This window comes from uncultured Marinobacter sp. (genome assembly GCF_913055835.1).
Lineage (GTDB): Bacteria > Pseudomonadota > Gammaproteobacteria > Pseudomonadales > Oleiphilaceae > Marinobacter.
On the sequence record NZ_CAJXKQ010000055.1, the window covers coordinates 1 to 16,533 of the forward strand.

Sequence of the window (16,533 nt, forward strand, 5' to 3'; positions counted from 1 at the left end):
CTGGTCATCAGACACCTCGTTTATGGTGGCGATATTACCACCTACGTTGGTGTCCGGAATCATTGAACCACTACAGGCTGACTATGCGATAAACTCCTTCGCACTGTAAATAAATCTATCCATCTCTGCTCTGAATTCTGAATCAGCCTTGAAGTACTCTTTAGGCTTATCTGGGTTTCTTCGTTCTTCAATCATTCTCAACAAAAGCTTTGCCTTTTCCTCAGGAACCGAGCCCTCAGGAAATGGGAATGACTGAATGTACACCTCCATCTGAGGTCTCACATTGCCATCAACACTGTTCCCATAAAAAGGAGGCGGACTTTCAAGCTGTTGGGAGATTAATTTCTTGTTTTTCTGGTCTTTTTCTGTGAACGCCTCGCCTCCAAAATCCCTAATCTTTTTCAGCGCTTCAGTAAACTTTGCCAAACAAATCAACAAAAATGCTACCAAAAGGAATCCGACAAGAACCGGATTGTTAAGAACATCTTTGATAATTTGATCGAATAGATTCACTTAATGTCCTAACGCTGAGCACAGCGGCGCCCCGACCGGGGCGTCCGGCGGCCATCGGCCGCGTACTGATGCGCCTTGTTATACCTTGAATTTATTGATGAACTCTGCCGCTTCCTCATCCGAAACTACACGATATGGCGCGTTATAGTGTGCGTAGAGAAAGGGAGTGCCACCATCCCTGTCTGTGACTTTGGCCTGGAGTAAAAATTTAGTACCTACGGGATACCCCTTCCGCATTTTCGAGGAACATTCCACGTTCATACTCACATCCAAATCCTGACCTTCAACAGGCCTTGCTCTCACAGAACTGCGTGATGCACCACCTTTGTTTTTGAACGTCTCGATGACAACGTCACGATAATGACTCATGAACTATCTACTACTCCGTACTGCTTTGGGTATAACGCTTGCATAAGCGGCGCCCGACTAGGGCGTCCGGTGGAGGCCCGTCGGGCCGGAACAGACTTAATGCACTTGTTACAAGCTCACTCAAAGACCGGCCTCATAAAACTGCGCTCACAGCTTAGTACACAACGAGTTTCTTCGGCGTATTTGAATGCGGCCTGGCAATCTGAGTCTTGAAACGAAGCCTCACGGTATTTTTCATAGACTGCCAGAGACTCGAACGTGAATAGTGCGATGGCGATATTGTTGGCACCCTCGGAAGGCAAGAAATACCCGTGGTGCTGACCGCCGAACCTCTGGACCAGAGGTATCCACATCTTGGAATAGCGCTCGAACTCGGCGGCTTTGTAGGGATCTATAACGTACTTTAGGTAGCAGGTAACCACTTGAACTCCCTTTCAGTTGGCCTTGTAACAGCTAATTATACGAACGCGTTCGTATATCACCCGTTCGTAAAACTCCATTCAAAACGCTCAAAAAAATACGAGTTTTTTAATAAAAACAAAATCTTGAGCACCAATTACCACGGCTACCGCCGGAGTTATACGCCCTCTTCTGAGCCACTCCTGCTCCGACCATGGGCGTATAATTCCGCCCATCCTTTTCCATCTTCTCAACCCTATCAGATAGTTACCTTCATTTCTCATGTGATTTTCGGAGTTTTGCGAACGCGCTCGTATAACAAAGTTCGAGGCTTTATACGCCTGCGGGGCTTGGCGTATAAGACAGAGAAAACCTATCTGTTCTGGATTAAGCGCTTTATTCGCTTCCATGGCCTGCAGCATCCTGAGGCTATGGGCTCTGGAGAAGTCGAATCGTTTCGGGATGAGGCGCTTAACTCTCCCAGTTACTGGCTGGAATTCGCTTAACGTGAATGTGGCTGATAAGCCGGATGGTAGGGCGGATCAGGAACTGGAAACTACCAATGATGAACAGCCAGATGGCTGCGTTCTCGTATTCCGGGAACAGAAACAGGATGCTGCCCACCAGAAACCAGATGGCGATGAAGAAGTCGTTGATAATGCTGACCACCTCGTAGCGGCGCCGGATGATCAGTTCTTCTTTGCCGAGCTTCAGGGTCAGGGGGTTATCGGTGCGGTTTTCAACCATTCGTCTGGTGATCTCCGGTCCGGAAGGAGCGCGACGGAAGCCGGGTTCCGCCGCGATTTAGATTATTGCATGTCGTTGAAAGCAGCGTCGGTTCTCGCTGCCAGGATAAAGTCGTTCTTGTGCAGGCCGCCGATTTCGTGGCTCCACCAGCTCACGGCAACTTTGCCGTACTCCAGCACAATTACGGGATGGTGGTCTTCTTCTTCGGCGAGCTCGCCAATCTTGTTGGTAAACTCCAGGGCCTTCAAAAAGTTTTTAAGTTTGTAAACCTTGTGAAGCTGTTCTTCCCCGTCGATTTCCAGAATTTCCCAGTCTGGAACATCTTTATGCAGTTGCTGCTTTTCTTCCTCGGTGGCCTTGGGTGCATTCGGGCTGCAGGCTTCGCAGCTGTGTTCTTTCAGGGCACTCATTCCAACCTCCATGGTTGATGTCTGTACTACAAGCGTGGGTCGGGCACTTGGCTTTATCAACCCTTCTCTTGAAATCCGGCGGCTTTCCGAATACTGTATATTTAAACAGTATTTTGAGAGTTTTCATCATGAGGGAGCTTCTGAACACGCTGATGCAGGATGCCCGTGTCTGGCAGGGGCACCGCCACACCCAGACCACGCAGCCGGCAGAACCAACCGGGTATCAGGTTTTGGATAATCAGCTTGGCGGGTTGGGCTGGCCCCGGGGAGCACTTAGCGAATGCCTGCTGGATGCGCCGGGTATTGGCGAGCTTCACCTGCTGCTACCGCTGATGCAGCGGGTGTGCGCAGAAGGCAGAACCGTGTTCTGGCTGAATCCTCCGCATACACCCTATGCCCCTGCCCTGGCCCGGGAAGGTGTGAATCTGGATCAGGTAGTGTTGATCCATACCGACGATGAGGGCGATTTCCTGTGGACACTGGAAAACTGCCTGCGTTCACCGGTAACGGGCCTGATGATGGCCTGGCCAGGCAAGCTGGCTTCACGTGAGGTCCGGCGCCTTCAACTGGCCGCCGAAGCCGGCAGCAATGTGTGCGTGCTGTTCCGGGAACGGCGTTACGCCGGGCAGAATTCTCCCGCTGCCCTGCGTCTGGAACTGGAACCCGACGAGCAGCAGGCTCTCAAGGTGAATGTGCTCAAGCGCCGAGGTAGCTGGCCCGGGCAGCGCTGTTCACTGGCCATGGCCCAGCGGGCCGATCTCTCCTTCCGTGAAACCACCCGGGTTGTCCGGGGCCCCTGGTCGGGTTCAACCGGGTAATAACGCTCCATGCTCTGGCTGTATCTGCATTTCCCGCACCTGGTGCTGGACCATATTCGTCGCACCCGTGAAAACCAGGGTGCACTGGTGATTGTGGAAGGCTCTGGTCAGAAGGTCATCCAGGCATGCCCCGAGGCCATGAGCCAGGGGATTCGTAGCGGCATGCGCCTGAAGACCGCCATCAGCCTGGCCCCGGATCTGGGCATCGTGCGTGCCGATGAAACCCAGGAGGCCAGGATTCTGGAAGACCAGGCCCGCTGGCTGTACCGCTATGCTGCCCATATTGTGCTGGTACCGCCCGATGGTCTGCTGGCCGAGATTGGCAGCCTGCAAAAACTCTATGGCGGCCTGCCCGCTGTTTGGCAAACCGTGGAACAGGGCCTGAATGAACGCCAGTTGAACGCCTGGATCGGTATTGGTTATACACCGTTGGCGGCCCGGCTGATTGCCCGTGCTGGCAAGGGGGAATGCACCGCAGACAAGGGCCACATTCTTCGGAGCCTGAGCCAGATGCCCCTGCTGGCAGCGGAATTCGACGAGAAAGCCTGCACCCGGCTGCAGCGTCTGGGGCTGAACACGCTGGGAGAAGTGTTTGATTTACCGTCAGGAGAACTGGCAAGGCGCCTGTCGCCGGAATTACTGGCCTACATTCAGAAAATCCAGGGCACCCGGCCAGACCCTCGCACACCCTGGCAGCCGCCCCACTCCTTCCGGCAGCAGGCGGATTTTGTACAGGAAATAGAACATACCCAGGGGCTGCTGTTTCCGCTCCAGCGCATGCTTGCCGAACTGGAAGAGGATCTGTGCTGGCGCCAGCAGGATACCGACAGCCTGCGGCTGGTTCTGAAACACCGGCACTCGGAACCAACCCGGCTGCAGATTCGCACATCCGGGCCGGAGCACCGGGCCGATAACTTCCTCAACCTGATTCGCCTGAGGCTGGAGCAGCACTCCCTGAGTTCCCCGGTTATCTCCATGGTTTTGCTGGTGAAGCGCTTCCTGTCACGGGAAGCACCTGCCGGGCAGGACCTGCTGGGTGAAACCCGGGATCTGAACGAGGCCTGGCACACCCTGATCAGCCGGTTGCAGGCCCGGCTTGGCGATCAGGCACTCAGGCAGCTCTCCCCCCAGGCCGATCATCGTCCCGAACGGGCCTGGTCGGCCTCGGAGGTTCTGCGTAAAACCGGAGCGCCGCTCATACCGGCAGCAGAATTGCCCCGGCGTCCGCTCTGGTTATTGAAGGGGCCGCAACCGCTCACCGAGGCGCCGGTTACCTGGTTTTCCGGCCCGGAACGCATCAGCGGTGGCTGGTGGGACGGCCAGCGCGTGCACCGGGATTACTACATCGCCCAGTTGAACAGCGGCCAGCTGGCCTGGGTCTTCCGGGATGCCCGGGAAGGCTGGTTTGTGCATGGATGGTTTGGCTGATGTCTGCACAATCCTATGCGGAGCTTTTCTGCTTCAGCAATTTCACCTTCCTGACTGGCGCTTCTCACCCTCACGAGCTGGCGGAGAAGGCCCATGAGCTGGGTTACACCGCATTGGCCATCACCGATGCCTGCTCCGTTGCCGGCATTCCCCGGGCCTGGGCGGCGCTGGCAAACAGCCCGGTAAAACTCATTACCGGCAGCTGGTTTGAGCTGTCAGACACACCAACCGGCGCAAGCACCCCACGCTTTATCCTGCTGGCTCGCACCCGCAAGGGTTACGGCCAGCTCTGCCAACTGATTACCACCGGTCGGCGCCGGGCCGAGAAAGGCCAGTACCAGCTGTTTTACCGGGATATTGAAACCCACAGCCTCGATGACTGCCTGTGCCTGTGGCTGCCGCCTGCTCCCACCGAGGCAGATTCCGACCAGGCCCTGACCTGCGGCGAGTGGCTGGCAAGACTATTTGACCCCCGGATCTGGATTGCCGCAGCCCGCACCCTGGAATCCGGCGAGGAACAACACCTTGCCAGGATTCACTGGCTGGCGGACCAGCTACGCATTCCTGTTGCCGCCGTAGGCGAGGTGCATATGCACAGCCGGGAGCGCCAACCCCTGCAGGATGTGCTTACTGCCCTGCGCAACCACACCAATCTTGAGAACGCCGGCCACTGCCTGTTCCAGAACGGTGAGCGATACCTGAGGCCGTTGCCGGTGCTGAAGCGACTGTTCCCGGCAACCTGGCTGGCGGAGACCCTGGTCATTGCCGGGCAATGCACCTTCGAGCCCGGTAGCCTGCGCTATGAATACCCACCGGATCTGGTACCGGAAGGCGAAACCCCGGCCGGCTATCTGAAACGGCTGACCCGTGAGGGCGAACGCCGGCGCTATCCGGAAGGCACACCGCTGCAGGTACAAAGTCTGATCCGCAAGGAGCTGGGCCTGATCTCGGAGATGAAGTACGAGCACTACTTCCTCACCATCCACGACATCGTGGCCTTCGCCCGCAGCCGGGGAATTCTCTGCCAGGGCCGGGGCTCGGCCGCCAACTCGGCTGTCTGCTATTGCCTGGGCATTACCGAGGTAAACCCGGCCAATGTGGAGCTGCTGTTTGAGCGGTTTATTTCCAAAGACCGGAACGAGCCGCCCGATATTGATGTGGATTTCGAGCACGAACGGCGTGAAGAGGTTATCCAGTACATCTACCGGCGTTATACCCGCGAGCGCGCTGCCCTGGCGGCCACGGTGATCCGTTACCGGCCCAGGAGCGCCATTCGCGATGTCGGCAAGGCCCTGGGGTTTGATCCGGCCCTGGTGGAGCAGCTACTGGAGGGCATTGACTGGCGTGACAAGGCCACCAACTGGCGCCAGCAGATTCTCGACAAGAAGATCACCCGCAATCCGAAGGTGGCCGACCAGTTCTTCACCCTGGTAAACACCCTGCTCGGCTTCCCCCGGCATCTGTCCCAGCACGTGGGCGGCTTCGTGATCAGCGCCGGACCACTGGCCGAACTGGTACCGGTGGAAAACGCCGCCATGGCCGACCGCACCGTGATCCAGTGGGACAAGGACGATCTCGAAAGCCTGGGGCTGATGAAGGTAGATGTACTGGCCCTCGGTATGTTGTCTGCCATTCGCAAGGCACTGGAGCTGATCAGCGAGCAGAAGGGCAAGACGTTCCATATCCAGGATGTCCCCCAGGAAGACCCGGACACCTACGCCATGCTCCAAAAAGGCGACAGCATCGGTGTATTCCAGGTGGAATCCCGGGCCCAGATCAACATGCTGCCGCGCCTGAAGCCGGCGACTTACTACGACCTGGTCATCGAAGTAGCCATCGTCCGCCCCGGCCCCATCCAGGGTGACATGGTGCACCCGTACCTGCGCCGCAAACACGGCCTGGAGCCCGTGGACTACCCGAACGATGCCGTGCGCAAGGTGCTGGAGCGCACCCTCGGCGTGCCCATCTTCCAGGAACAGGTAATCAAACTGGCCATGGTGGCAGCCGGCTTCTCCGCCGGCGAAGCCGACCAGCTACGCCGGGCCATGGCCGCCTGGAAATCCCACGGCGACCTGACCCCGTTCCGGGAAAAACTCGTCACCGGTATGCTCGAGCGCGGTCACGATGCCGACTTTGCCGAGCGGTTGTACCAGCAGATCTGTGGCTTTGGCGGCTATGGCTTCCCCGAATCCCATGCCGCCAGCTTTGCCCTTCTTGTCTACGTCTCGGCCTGGATCAAGCGGCATTACCCCGCAGCCTTTTACTGCGCCCTGCTCAACAGCCAGCCCATGGGGTTCTATTCGCCATCACAACTGGTACAGGATGCCCGTCGTCACCATGTCACCGTGCTGCCACCGGATGTGAATGCCAGCCAGTGGGATCACACCCTGGAGGGTAAAGAACGCCACCTGCGCCTGGGCCTGAGAATCATCCAGGGCCTGTCCGTGAATGGCGCCGAACGTATCCACCAGAACCGGCCAGCAGGAGGCTATCGCTCCGCCAGCGAACTGCGCCGCTTGGCCACCCTGAACCAGCGGGATATGGAACTGCTGGCCGGCGCCAACGCCATGCCGGCATTCACCGCCAACCGCCACCAGGCCTATTGGCAACTGCTCGACCACGAACAACCCACGGAACTGTTCGCTGAAGAAGTCGCTGTCGACTACCAGCCGGAATACTGCCAGCAATTACCGGAACCCTCTGAAGGCCAGAACGTGCTGGCCGACTACGCCAGCCAGGGCCTGACCTTGCAGCGCCACCCTCTGGCGTTACTGCGGGAACAGGGCCACCTGAAGTTCTGCCTCAGCGCCGAACAACTGAAAAGCACAAAAGCCGGCATTCCGGTTCAGGTCGCCGGCCTCGTCACCGGCCGCCAGCGCCCCGGTTCCGCCTCTGGCGTTACCTTCGTCACCCTGGAAGACGAAACTGGTAACGTGAACGTGGTGGTGTGGCTGGAAACGGCACGGCGGCAGCGAAAGCCGTTACTGACTGCCCGGTTGCTGCATGTGAAGGGCGTGCTGGAGCGGCAGGGGGATATTGTGCATGTGATGGCGGGGAGGCTTTCGGATCTTAGCCATTTGATTCAGTCGTTGCCGGTTCATTCCCGGAATTTTCATTGAGTTCGTAACTCGCAGATTACGTCTGTCGGATTACGGCTTTGCCTAATCCGACCTACATGATGCCTGTCTTTGATGAGAGAACTCCAGGATTCGGGAGTGGATAGGGGACCTTCTTTCAGGAATGTCTGTGGCCATGGATGGCCACAGTCAAGCGCACATGGATGTGCTCGTAGCGGTTCCTGAAAGAAGGTCCCCTATCCTCTCTAACTCCCAAGTTTTCAGTCTTATTAAACAAGAAAACCCCGCACAAAGGCGGGGTTTTCGGTACTGGAGTGAGAAGATCAGCCAAGAAGCTTGATCATTACACCAGCAGCAACCGCAGAGCCGATAACACCGGCCACGTTCGGGCCCATGGCGTGCATCAGCAGGAAGTTCTGCGGGTTGGCTTCCAGGCCCACCTTGTTGGAGACCCGCGCTGCCATCGGCACCGCAGATACACCGGCAGAACCGATCAGCGGGTTGATCTGCTCCTTGCTCAGCTTGTTCATCAGCTTCGCCATCAGAACACCGCAGGCGGTACCAATACCGAAGGCAACGATACCCAGGCCGAGGATACCCAGAGTCTGGCCATCCAGGAACTTGTCCGCCATCAGCTTGGAGCCAACAGACAAGCCCAGGAAAATGGTCACGATGTTGATCAGGGCATTCTGGGCGGTGTCGCTCAGACGCTCAACCACGCCACACTCGCGCATCAGGTTACCGAAGCAGAACATACCCAGCAGCGGTGCCGCATCCGGCAGGAACAGAACCACTGCAATCAGTACCACCAGCGGGAAAATGATCTTTTCCTGCTTGCTGACCGGGCGCAGCTGGCTCATCTTGATCTTCCGCTCTTCGGCCGAGGTCAGCGCCTTCATGATCGGCGGCTGAATCATCGGTACCAACGCCATGTAAGCGTAGGCAGAGACGGCAATGGCGCCCAGCAGGTGCGGAGCCAGAACACTGGATACGTAGATGGACGTTGGGCCATCCGCACCACCGATGATACCGATGGCAGCCGCCTCCAGGATGTTGAACTCCAGAACACCGGTCCAGTCCAGCAGCGCAGCACCGATTACAGTACCGAAGATGCCGAACTGGGCAGCAGCACCCAGCAGCAGGGTCTTGGGGTTGGCCAGCAGCGGGCCGAAGTCCGTCATGGCACCCACACCCATGAAGATCAGCAGAGGCCCGATGGTGCTGCCGATAACCACAGAGTAGAAGTTATACAGCATGCCATTGCCATAGCCGAAGTCCTGGGCAAGGGAGTTCGCCGCCGCCATTTCAGAGTAGCTGGCCTCTTTAACCGCCAGCTTGAAGGCTTCCTTCAGCTCGGGCGTTACTGCCTGCCCAGCCTGATAGGCCACATCCAGCGGCGCGGCCAATGCGGCCAGAACCTGAGTTGCTTCGTTCTTCAGAGCGAAGTGAATGGCATTTTCCGCCGCAGTCAGGGCCAGGCCTGCCTCCGGAATATTCGCCAGAATGCCGCCGAACCCGATGGGTACCAGAAGCAACGGCTCAAATTTCTTGTTGATCGCAAGATAGAGGAGCAAGAGGCCGATGGCGATCATGATCACCTGGCCGATCTCGATGTTGAACAGGCCACTACCTGTCCAGAGTGTCATTAATTTTTCCATGGAATGCTGGCCCTTTATGCGATTGTCAGCATTTCATCATCAGGGGAGACGGCATCACCGACCTTGATGAAGACTTCGCCGATAGTGCCGGCTTTCGGCGCGCGAACCTCGGTTTCCATTTTCATGGCCTCGAGGATAATCATCACATCGCCCTCTTCCACGGTGTCACCCGGTGAAACCAGGACCTTGAAGATGTTGCCACCCAGCGGCGCAACCACAGGCTCGCCTTCACCTGCTGCAGGTGCCGGAGCCGAAGAAGCAGCCGGTGCGGAAGCTGCACCACCCTCACCCTGGATCTGGGTGATCTCGCCACCTTCGGAAACGGCAACAACGAACTTCTTGCCGTTCACTTCAACGGTGTAGGTCTCGGGACCTTCGGACTTCTTGGCCGGAGCAGCGCTTTCGGCGGTCGGAACCGGCTCGAACGCATCCGGGTTGTCACGGTTTTCCAGGAACTTCAGGCCAATCTGCGGGAACAGCGCGTAGGTCAGAACGTCATCCTCGACATTTTCTGCCAGCTTGATGCCCTTCTCTTCGGCCAGCTTCTTGAGCTCGTCGGTCAGCTTGTCCATTTCTGGCTCAAGCAGATCCGCCGGACGACAGGTCACAGGCTCTTTGCCGTCCAGAACGCGCTCCTGCAGTTCCTTGTTCATCGGCGCCGGTGCAGCACCGTATTCGCCTTTGAGAATTGCAGAAGTTTCCTTGGAGATGGACTTGTAACGCTCGCCGGTCAGAACGTTCAGTACAGCCTGGGTGCCGACGATCTGGGAAGTCGGGGTTACCAGCGGGATGTAGCCCAGGTCTTCACGGACCTTGGGAATCTCGTCCAGTACCTGGTCGAACTTGTCGCTGGCATTCTGCTCACGCAGCTGGTTTTCCATGTTGGTGAGCATGCCACCCGGTACCTGAGCAATCAGGATGCGGGAGTCGGTGCCACGCAGGCTGCCCTCGAACTTCGCGTACTTCTTGCGCACCTGGCGGAAGTAAGCGGCGATTTCTTCGAGCAGGTTCAGGTCCAGGCCGGTATCACGGTCAGTACCCTCAAGGATCGCAACCACGGCTTCCGTGGGCGAGTGACCGTAGGTCATACTCATCGAGGAAATCGCGGTATCCACGTTGTCGATACCGGCTTCCGCTGCCTTGATGGCGGTAGCGGTAGACATGCCGGTAGTGGCGTGGCACTGCATGTGAATCGGAATGTCCAGCTCTTTCTTCAGACGGCTCACCAGGTCATAGGCCACGTACGGCTTGAGAATGCCCGCCATGTCCTTGATCGCGATGGAGTCTGCGCCCATGTCGGCCACTTCTTTTGCCAGCTCGACCCACATGTCGATGGTGTGGACCGGGCTCGTGGTGTAGGCAATGGTGCCCTGGGCATGTTTGCCAGTCTTGCGGACGGCCTTGATGGCACGATCAAGGTTACGGGGATCGTTCATCGCATCGAAAATACGGAATACGTCGACGCCATTCTCGGCGGCACGCTCACAGAAACGGTCAACCACATCATCCGCGTAATGACGGTAGCCCAGCAGATTCTGGCCGCGCAGCAGCATCTGCTGCTGAGTGTTGGGCATGGCTTTTTTCAGCTCGCGGATGCGCTCCCAGGGATCTTCGCCCAGGTAGCGGATGCAGGAATCAAAGGTAGCGCCGCCCCAGGATTCCAGGGACCAGAAACCGACCTTGTCGAGTTTCTCGGCAATAGGCAGCATGTCATCCAGCCGCATACGGGTGGCAAGCAGGGACTGGTGGGCGTCACGCAGGATAACGTCCGTAATCCCCAGCGGTTTCTTTGTGTCAGTCATCGTGTCAGCCTTCTGTTTAAAGGTTCTAGTCTTTTACCGGGTCACTTCTTGTGGCGTGACCGGAATTGTGCAATCGCCTTCTTGATGGCCTCGGCGGTGTCAGGGTCAACCGACGCGGGCGCCTTCGGCTTGGCACGTGGCGTTTTGGCCGGGGTTGCCGGCTCTGGCGGCGCAAACCGTCCTATGAGCTTGGACATGAGGAGTGTCGCGAATACCAGAATAATCAGGAACACGAACACAAACCCCATGCCGGCAATCATCAGATCGACGGCTTGTGACATCAGGTCATTCATATCGAACAGCTACCTGTATTGATTTATGTTTCTCCCGAACTTTGCCCGGACTGACCAGTTAGACTAAGGTCTAACGCCTTTCCGCGACAATTCGGGGGGCAAAATCCTGCGTAATTTACCGTTTTCAGGGGCCACCGGCAACCTGAATGCAAAAATCTATACGGGGTTTCCGAGCGTTGCGGCCCCAAAAGACACCTATTCAAACAGACGAAGCAATTCTCATTCAGGCATATCGGACACGTATTTTCCGGCCTTTGACCTTGCCACTTTCAAGCCTGGACAACGCCTTACCCGCCAGTGACTTTTCGACTGCCACAAAACACTGATGGTCGAACAGGTCAATCTTGCCAACGGCCTTGCCGGGCAGACCCGCCTCGCCAGTTAACGCACCCATGACGTCGCCGGGGCGAATCTTGTCCTTGCGCCCACCGGCAATACACAGGGTTTTCATGGCGGGAACAACCGGCTTCATAGGCGTCGCCAGCAGGGTTTCCGTGTCTCCCCACTCCACACTGCGACCTCTTTCGGATTCAATACGACTGATCTTGTGCCCCTGGGCCGGCGTGCAAAAGGTGACGGCATGGCCCTGCTCCCCTGCCCGGCCGGTGCGCCCGATGCGATGAGTATGGACTTCGGGATCCCGCGCAGGCTCAGCATTGATAACTAGCGGCAGAGACTTGATATCAAGACCGCGGGCGGCCACATCGGTGGCGACGAGAATGGAACAGCTCTGATTGCCAAAGCGCACCAGCACGCTGTCGCGTTCCCTTTGTTCGAGATCTCCATGCAGAGGCAGTGCTGAGAACCCCCGATCACCCAGCTCCTTCGCCAGCTCGTCGCACTGCTGCTTGGTGGTGCAAAAAACGATACAGGACTCAGGCTGGCGCTGGGAGAGCAGCGCCACGATGGCATCCGATTTGGATTGCGGCGAAACTTCGTAGAACAACTCTTCGATGTCGGGGTTATCACCAGTTTCTTCAGCGCGAACGTCTACCGGGCTTTTCTGATACTGCTTGCTCAGTTCTCGAATGGGCGCCGGCCAGGTCGCCGAAAACATCATGGTCTGGCGGGAGGGTGGCGTCTGGGAAAGAATATCTTCCATCGCTTCCTGGAAGCCCATGTCCAGCATCCGGTCTGCCTCATCAAGCACCACGGTTTTCAGACGTGCCAGTGAGAGGGTCTGCTTGCGCAGGTGGTCCTGGATCCTGCCCGGTGTTCCAACCACAATGTGCGCGCCATGACTGAGCGATCCGATCTGCGGGCCGATGGCAACACCGCCGCACAGGGTCAGCACCTTGATGTTATCCCGAGCCCGCGCCAGCTCCCGGATCGCCTTGGCCACCTGATCCGCCAGCTCCCGGGTTGGGCACAACACCAGCGCCTGAACTGCGAACAACCGGGGATTGAGATTCTCAACCAGACTGATACCAAACGCCGCTGTTTTTCCGCTTCCGGTTTTGGCCATGGCGATAATGTCTTTTCCGGCCAGACCTGGTGCAAGGGCCTTCGCCTGGATTTCTGTGGGTTGCGCGAAACCCAATTGGTCGAGGTTCGAGCGCATGGCAGAAGACAGACCAAAGTCATTAAAAGAAGACATAAAAGAAAATCCCGGAATCAGCGGAAGCTGGTTATGAAGGCAAATATGAGGGCGTATACTAGGGCGAAATGATACCAGAATCTGCAACGAAAGAACGGAGTTACCGATGGCATCCCTGCAGGATCAATTGCTGAAAGCCGGCCTTGCCGACGAGAAAAAGGCCAAGGCCATTCGCAGCGAAAAGCGCAAGAAGAGAAAACAGCAACCCAAGGGCGCTGTCGAAGTGAACGAGGCCGAGATCCGTGCACGCCAGGCCCGGGAAGAGAAAGCTGAACGGGATCGGCAGCTTAATCTGGAGCGACAGCGCGCTGCCGAGAAAAAAGCCATCCAGGCCCAGATCCGCCAGCTGGTGGAAACCAATCGCCTGGATCGCAGCCGGGGTGAAACCTCCTACCAGTTTGTCCATGACAAGAAGATCAAGAAGCTGTTCGTAGACGACACCATGGTGGACCAGTTGTCCCGCGGCCGACTGGCAATCGTTTTCGTGAACGATAGCTATGAAATCGTGGCAGAGGGCGTTGCCCGTAAAATCATGGAGCGGGATGAAAGCGCTGTAGTGGTGCTCCATGATCGTAAGCAGGATGATGCAGGAGAAGATGATCCTTACGCAGGCTACGAAATCCCTGACGATCTGATGTGGTAGGGGCCACGCTGGTTCTGATAGCAATTGGAGCCAGCGTTTCATCATTGCGTATCACGTTAAAAAACACCCGGTAATCAACTGTTACTGTAAAGTTCTGGAATACCCCGCCGTAAACCGCCTTAATATAAGTCAAATAAGAGGCACCTTTACCCTTCCTTGCGTATCAAATCCCCTTTCCCGGCCCATGGCCGGATAGAGGCGCTATCGAAGTTGGGCTGACCAATCTCACATCGTTCAGGGACAAAGAAACAATGCGTTTTTCAGAGCTCTTCAGCAACATGACCATCCGGACCCGGCTGGCCGGAGGATTTGCCATCCTGCTCCTTCTGACCATTCTGGTCGGCCTGGTTGGCGACCGGGCACTGGAAAGTTATGGCCAGCGGTCCAATATTGTCGCCATGCTCGGTCAGGTGAACACCAACCTGACCGAAGCCCGGGTTGAGGAAAAAAACTTCCTGCTGACCGGTGAAGCAGAAGCTGTCACCAGAACCCAGGCCCAGGGCGACCGGGTTCTGGAGCTGATCAGTGACATCCAACCATTGCTTCAAGCGCCCGAAGATATCGATACGTTGGGCCAGATTCAGGCTGATGTGAAAAGCTATCAACAGCTGATGGAACAGGTTGAGACAAACATCGGTGCACGCGAGGAGGCGCTTGAGCAGCTGGAGACCAGCGCGCGCATTTTCGGGTCCTCTTTAAAGGCGCACAGCTCCCTGTTCTTCGCTTCCGCCATTTTCGAGGACATGCGTCGATCCGAACGAAAATTCCTCATTGAGCACGATGATGCAAGCGTAAAAGCCTACCTTGATGACGCCAAACGGGTTCAGGGTCCGCTTAAGTCAGCAGCGATAACGGCCGAGGAAAAGGAGCAGATTAACGCAGCGCTGGCTACCTATGTCTCTGAATTCCGCAACGTAGTAGACCTCACAAATGCCGGAAAGCAATATTCAGATGACATGGTCAGCACAGCAAGGAGTGCCATCGAATCAGCAAACAACCTCCGTGCACTTCAAGTCGGGAAAATGGAAGCGGACCGACAGCAGGCATCCTGGCTGATCTTTGGCGCCACCGGGATTGCTCTCGTACTTGGCATCCTCATGGCGTACCTGATTACTCGCGCCATTGTCTCACCCGTAAATCGGGCGGTGACCATTGCGTCTGAAGTTGCCTCTGGCAACCTGACCGTGGACATCAAGGCGAGCGGTACCAACGAGATCAGTCGGCTAATGGCCGCCCTGGCGACCATGGTAACCAGCCTCAGGGAATTGGTCCGAAGCATTGAATCAGGTGCATCCAACATCGCTGCCTCTGCGGAGGAGCTATCAACCGTCACCAGCCAGACCAGCGAGGGCATCAACCGCCAGAAGCAGGAAACCGATCAGGTTGCCACGGCCATGAACGAGATGACCGCAACCGTCGGAGATATTGCCCAAAGCGCAGAACAGGCATTCACAGTTGCAACGGATGCCGCCAGCCAGGCCAGTGATGGCGAGCGGGAAGTTCAGGAGACAGTAAATCAGGTTAACAACCTGGCGCGGGAAGTAAGCCAGAGCATGGAAACCATTCAGGGACTGCAGAAAGAAACGGCAAACATCGGCACCGTGCTTGACGTTATTAAATCAGTCGCTGAACAGACCAATCTGCTGGCCCTGAATGCCGCCATTGAAGCGGCCCGTGCTGGCGAGCAGGGGCGCGGATTCGCCGTGGTCGCAGACGAGGTTCGATCACTGGCCCAGCGGACCCAATCATCTGCCCAGGAAATCGAGACACTGGTAACTGCGCTTCAAAACAGTGCCGGCAACTCGGTATCCGCCATGGAGTCCAGCACCACCATGGCCTCGAACACCCTTGAGCGCGCCACAGCAACCGGGGCAACCATTGAGCGCATCGCCCGGGCCGTCGAGGACATCAAACAGTACAACAGCCAGATCGCCACAGCCTCTGAACAACAGACCTCGGTGGCTGAGGAAATCAATCAGAACATCACCAGCATCCGCGACGTTACCGACCAGTCCGCGGCTTCATCGAACCAGACCGCCAGCTCCAGCAGTGAACTGGCCAGGCTCGGCAGCGATCTGCAGAACCTGGTTTCGCGCTTCAGGCTGTAGGCTGTTCGGAACGAAAAGGGGCAGACAACCCATCCTGGTTGCCTGCCCCTTTTTTGTGGCTTCAGCCTTTGTCAATGAAGTTTGTGCCGCTCAAAGATTTCCAGAATTTCCCTTTCGGCCTCAGCGGGCACGCTCACTTTGACCACCTTGGCTTCCTCGTCGATAAAGATATTGTCCCGGGGAATGCCAGTCGCAATAAGGTCGTCCCAGGTATTTTTGGCCTGGTCGTGATCTTTGTAGCTACCATTGAGTGTCTTGTTCATGGCTAGACCTCCTTCCTGAAATCAAATTTCCCTGCACTATTAAGATTAAGTTCGAGAAGGATATTTGAGCAAATATTGATCAGCCAAAAATTGACCAGGGGCAAATAAAAACCCCGCACAGGGCGGGGTTCTTTATTTGATATGGCGCGGCTGGGAGGATTATTCGGGCCTTCGGCCCTCACCCCTTCGGGGTCGCCGTCGCGTGGCTCCGGCGTTCCTCAACCCACTGCGTGGGTTTCGGTCGAACCTCTTATCGGTTCAAATCCTCCCGGCTGTACAAAGCAAAACGCCTCAGCCTGTGGGATGCACAAACTGAGGCGCTTTGGTCTTGATATGGCGCGGCTGGGAGGATTCGAACCTCCGACCGCCTGGTTCGTAGCCAGGTACTCTATCCAGCTGAGCTACAGC

At 56.9% G+C, this 16,533-nt stretch carries 17 protein-coding genes; 6 read left to right on the forward strand and 11 right to left on the reverse strand.

Annotated features, from left to right (window positions below; translation table 11 throughout):
* Nucleotides 1-81: 81 nt before the first annotated feature.
* The 4 genes from QZ534_RS18535 to QZ534_RS18550 form a co-directional block, all read right to left on the reverse strand.
* Nucleotides 82-513 carry a hypothetical protein gene (locus QZ534_RS18535; protein ID WP_296936764.1) on the reverse strand — a complete coding sequence of 144 codons (432 nt, stop codon included), beginning with the start codon at nt 511-513 and terminating at the stop codon, nt 82-84.
* 78 nt (nt 514-591) lie between these two features.
* Nucleotides 592-882, reverse strand: coding sequence for a hypothetical protein (locus QZ534_RS18540; RefSeq protein WP_296936766.1), 291 nt, complete (start codon nt 880-882; stop codon nt 592-594).
* Nucleotides 883-998: 116 nt separating this feature from the next.
* Nucleotides 999-1,304, reverse strand: a complete 306-nt coding sequence (locus tag QZ534_RS18545) for an NIPSNAP family protein (RefSeq protein ID WP_296936769.1) — start codon at nt 1,302-1,304, stop codon at nt 999-1,001.
* An 87-nt stretch (nt 1,305-1,391) separates the two neighbouring features.
* Nucleotides 1,392-1,691, reverse strand: a complete 300-nt coding sequence (locus QZ534_RS18550; protein ID WP_296936796.1) for a hypothetical protein — start codon at nt 1,689-1,691, stop codon at nt 1,392-1,394.
* Here QZ534_RS18550 and QZ534_RS18555 point away from each other — a divergent pair.
* A complete protein-coding gene (locus tag QZ534_RS18555; RefSeq protein ID WP_296936794.1) occupies nt 1,632-1,787 on the forward strand; it encodes a phage integrase N-terminal SAM-like domain-containing protein in 156 nt (51 codons plus the stop codon). The genes QZ534_RS18550 and QZ534_RS18555 overlap by 60 nt on opposite strands.
* Here the strand turns inward: QZ534_RS18555 and QZ534_RS18560 are convergent.
* Together QZ534_RS18560 and QZ534_RS18565 are read right to left on the reverse strand one after the other, a co-directional pair.
* The gene (locus tag QZ534_RS18560) at nt 1,753-2,028 is read right to left on the reverse strand and encodes a YrhK family protein (RefSeq protein WP_296936771.1); all 276 of its coding nucleotides are present in this window, start codon (nt 2,026-2,028) and stop codon (nt 1,753-1,755) included. The genes QZ534_RS18555 and QZ534_RS18560 overlap by 35 nt on opposite strands.
* A gap of 62 nt (nt 2,029-2,090) precedes the next feature.
* Nucleotides 2,091-2,438, reverse strand: coding sequence for a 4a-hydroxytetrahydrobiopterin dehydratase (locus QZ534_RS18565; protein ID WP_296936773.1), 348 nt, complete (start codon nt 2,436-2,438; stop codon nt 2,091-2,093).
* Between the two features lie 128 nt (nt 2,439-2,566).
* Between QZ534_RS18565 and imuA the strand changes: the two genes are divergently transcribed.
* From imuA to QZ534_RS18580, 3 genes are read left to right on the forward strand one after another with little or no spacing between them, the layout of a single operon-like run.
* On the forward strand, nt 2,567-3,256 hold the full coding sequence (gene imuA, locus QZ534_RS18570) for a translesion DNA synthesis-associated protein ImuA (protein ID WP_296936775.1): 690 nt from the start codon (nt 2,567-2,569) through the stop codon (nt 3,254-3,256).
* Between the two features lie 9 nt (nt 3,257-3,265).
* Nucleotides 3,266-4,684: a DNA polymerase Y family protein gene (locus QZ534_RS18575; protein WP_296936777.1), complete on the forward strand. Its 1,419-nt coding sequence runs from the start codon at nt 3,266-3,268 to the stop codon at nt 4,682-4,684.
* Nucleotides 4,684-7,803 (forward strand): error-prone DNA polymerase, encoded by a 3,120-nt coding sequence (locus QZ534_RS18580; protein WP_296936778.1) that lies wholly within the window; start codon nt 4,684-4,686, stop codon nt 7,801-7,803. The genes QZ534_RS18575 and QZ534_RS18580 overlap by 1 nt, the downstream gene beginning before the upstream one ends.
* Before the next feature lie 281 nt (nt 7,804-8,084).
* On the opposite strand, the gene QZ534_RS18585 is transcribed toward QZ534_RS18580, so the two are convergent.
* The 4 genes from QZ534_RS18585 to dbpA form a co-directional block, all read right to left on the reverse strand.
* The gene (locus QZ534_RS18585) at nt 8,085-9,407 is read right to left on the reverse strand and encodes a sodium ion-translocating decarboxylase subunit beta (protein WP_222464249.1); all 1,323 of its coding nucleotides are present in this window, start codon (nt 9,405-9,407) and stop codon (nt 8,085-8,087) included.
* A gap of 26 nt (nt 9,408-9,433) precedes the next feature.
* Nucleotides 9,434-11,221, reverse strand: a complete 1,788-nt coding sequence (oadA, locus tag QZ534_RS18590; RefSeq protein WP_296936784.1) for a sodium-extruding oxaloacetate decarboxylase subunit alpha — start codon at nt 11,219-11,221, stop codon at nt 9,434-9,436.
* A gap of 41 nt (nt 11,222-11,262) precedes the next feature.
* A complete protein-coding gene (locus QZ534_RS18595) occupies nt 11,263-11,514 on the reverse strand; it encodes an OadG family protein (RefSeq protein WP_008172126.1) in 252 nt (83 codons plus the stop codon).
* Nucleotides 11,515-11,737: 223 nt separating this feature from the next.
* Nucleotides 11,738-13,111: an ATP-dependent RNA helicase DbpA gene (dbpA, locus tag QZ534_RS18600; protein WP_296936786.1), complete on the reverse strand. Its 1,374-nt coding sequence runs from the start codon at nt 13,109-13,111 to the stop codon at nt 11,738-11,740.
* 106 nt (nt 13,112-13,217) lie between these two features.
* Here dbpA and QZ534_RS18605 point away from each other — a divergent pair, with 106 nt between their 5' ends.
* Together QZ534_RS18605 and QZ534_RS18610 are read left to right on the forward strand one after the other, a co-directional pair.
* A complete protein-coding gene (locus tag QZ534_RS18605) occupies nt 13,218-13,754 on the forward strand; it encodes a DUF2058 domain-containing protein (protein ID WP_296936788.1) in 537 nt (178 codons plus the stop codon).
* Nucleotides 13,755-14,005: 251 nt separating this feature from the next.
* Nucleotides 14,006-15,862, forward strand: coding sequence for a methyl-accepting chemotaxis protein (locus tag QZ534_RS18610; protein WP_296936790.1), 1,857 nt, complete (start codon nt 14,006-14,008; stop codon nt 15,860-15,862).
* 71 nt (nt 15,863-15,933) lie between these two features.
* Here the strand turns inward: QZ534_RS18610 and QZ534_RS18615 are convergent, their stop codons facing one another.
* Nucleotides 15,934-16,125 carry a hypothetical protein gene (locus QZ534_RS18615; RefSeq protein ID WP_296936792.1) on the reverse strand — a complete coding sequence of 64 codons (192 nt, stop codon included), beginning with the start codon at nt 16,123-16,125 and terminating at the stop codon, nt 15,934-15,936.
* Nucleotides 16,126-16,533 lie beyond the last annotated feature (408 nt).

Bases quoted from the DNA above. Each gene is read 5' to 3' on its own strand.
- QZ534_RS18540 (WP_296936766.1), bottom strand. From the start codon at position 882: ATGAGTCATTATCGTGACGTTGTCATCGAGACGTTCAAAAACAAAGGT.
- QZ534_RS18550 (WP_296936796.1), bottom strand. From the start codon at position 1,691: ATGGAAGCGAATAAAGCGCTTAATCCAGAACAGATAGGTTTTCTCTGT.
- QZ534_RS18560 (WP_296936771.1), bottom strand. From the start codon at position 2,028: ATGGTTGAAAACCGCACCGATAACCCCCTGACCCTGAAGCTCGGCAAA.
- QZ534_RS18565 (WP_296936773.1), bottom strand. From the start codon at position 2,438: ATGAGTGCCCTGAAAGAACACAGCTGCGAAGCCTGCAGCCCGAATGCA.
- imuA (WP_296936775.1), top strand. From the start codon at position 2,567: ATGAGGGAGCTTCTGAACACGCTGATGCAGGATGCCCGTGTCTGGCAG.
- QZ534_RS18575 (WP_296936777.1), top strand. From the start codon at position 3,266: ATGCTCTGGCTGTATCTGCATTTCCCGCACCTGGTGCTGGACCATATT.
- QZ534_RS18580 (WP_296936778.1), top strand. From the start codon at position 4,684: ATGTCTGCACAATCCTATGCGGAGCTTTTCTGCTTCAGCAATTTCACC.
- QZ534_RS18585 (WP_222464249.1), bottom strand. From the start codon at position 9,407: ATGACACTCTGGACAGGTAGTGGCCTGTTCAACATCGAGATCGGCCAG.
- oadA (WP_296936784.1), bottom strand. From the start codon at position 11,221: ATGACTGACACAAAGAAACCGCTGGGGATTACGGACGTTATCCTGCGT.
- QZ534_RS18595 (WP_008172126.1), bottom strand. From the start codon at position 11,514: ATGAATGACCTGATGTCACAAGCCGTCGATCTGATGATTGCCGGCATG.
- dbpA (WP_296936786.1), bottom strand. From the start codon at position 13,111: ATGTCTTCTTTTAATGACTTTGGTCTGTCTTCTGCCATGCGCTCGAAC.
- QZ534_RS18605 (WP_296936788.1), top strand. From the start codon at position 13,218: ATGGCATCCCTGCAGGATCAATTGCTGAAAGCCGGCCTTGCCGACGAG.
- QZ534_RS18610 (WP_296936790.1), top strand. From the start codon at position 14,006: ATGCGTTTTTCAGAGCTCTTCAGCAACATGACCATCCGGACCCGGCTG.
- QZ534_RS18615 (WP_296936792.1), bottom strand. From the start codon at position 16,125: ATGAACAAGACACTCAATGGTAGCTACAAAGATCACGACCAGGCCAAA.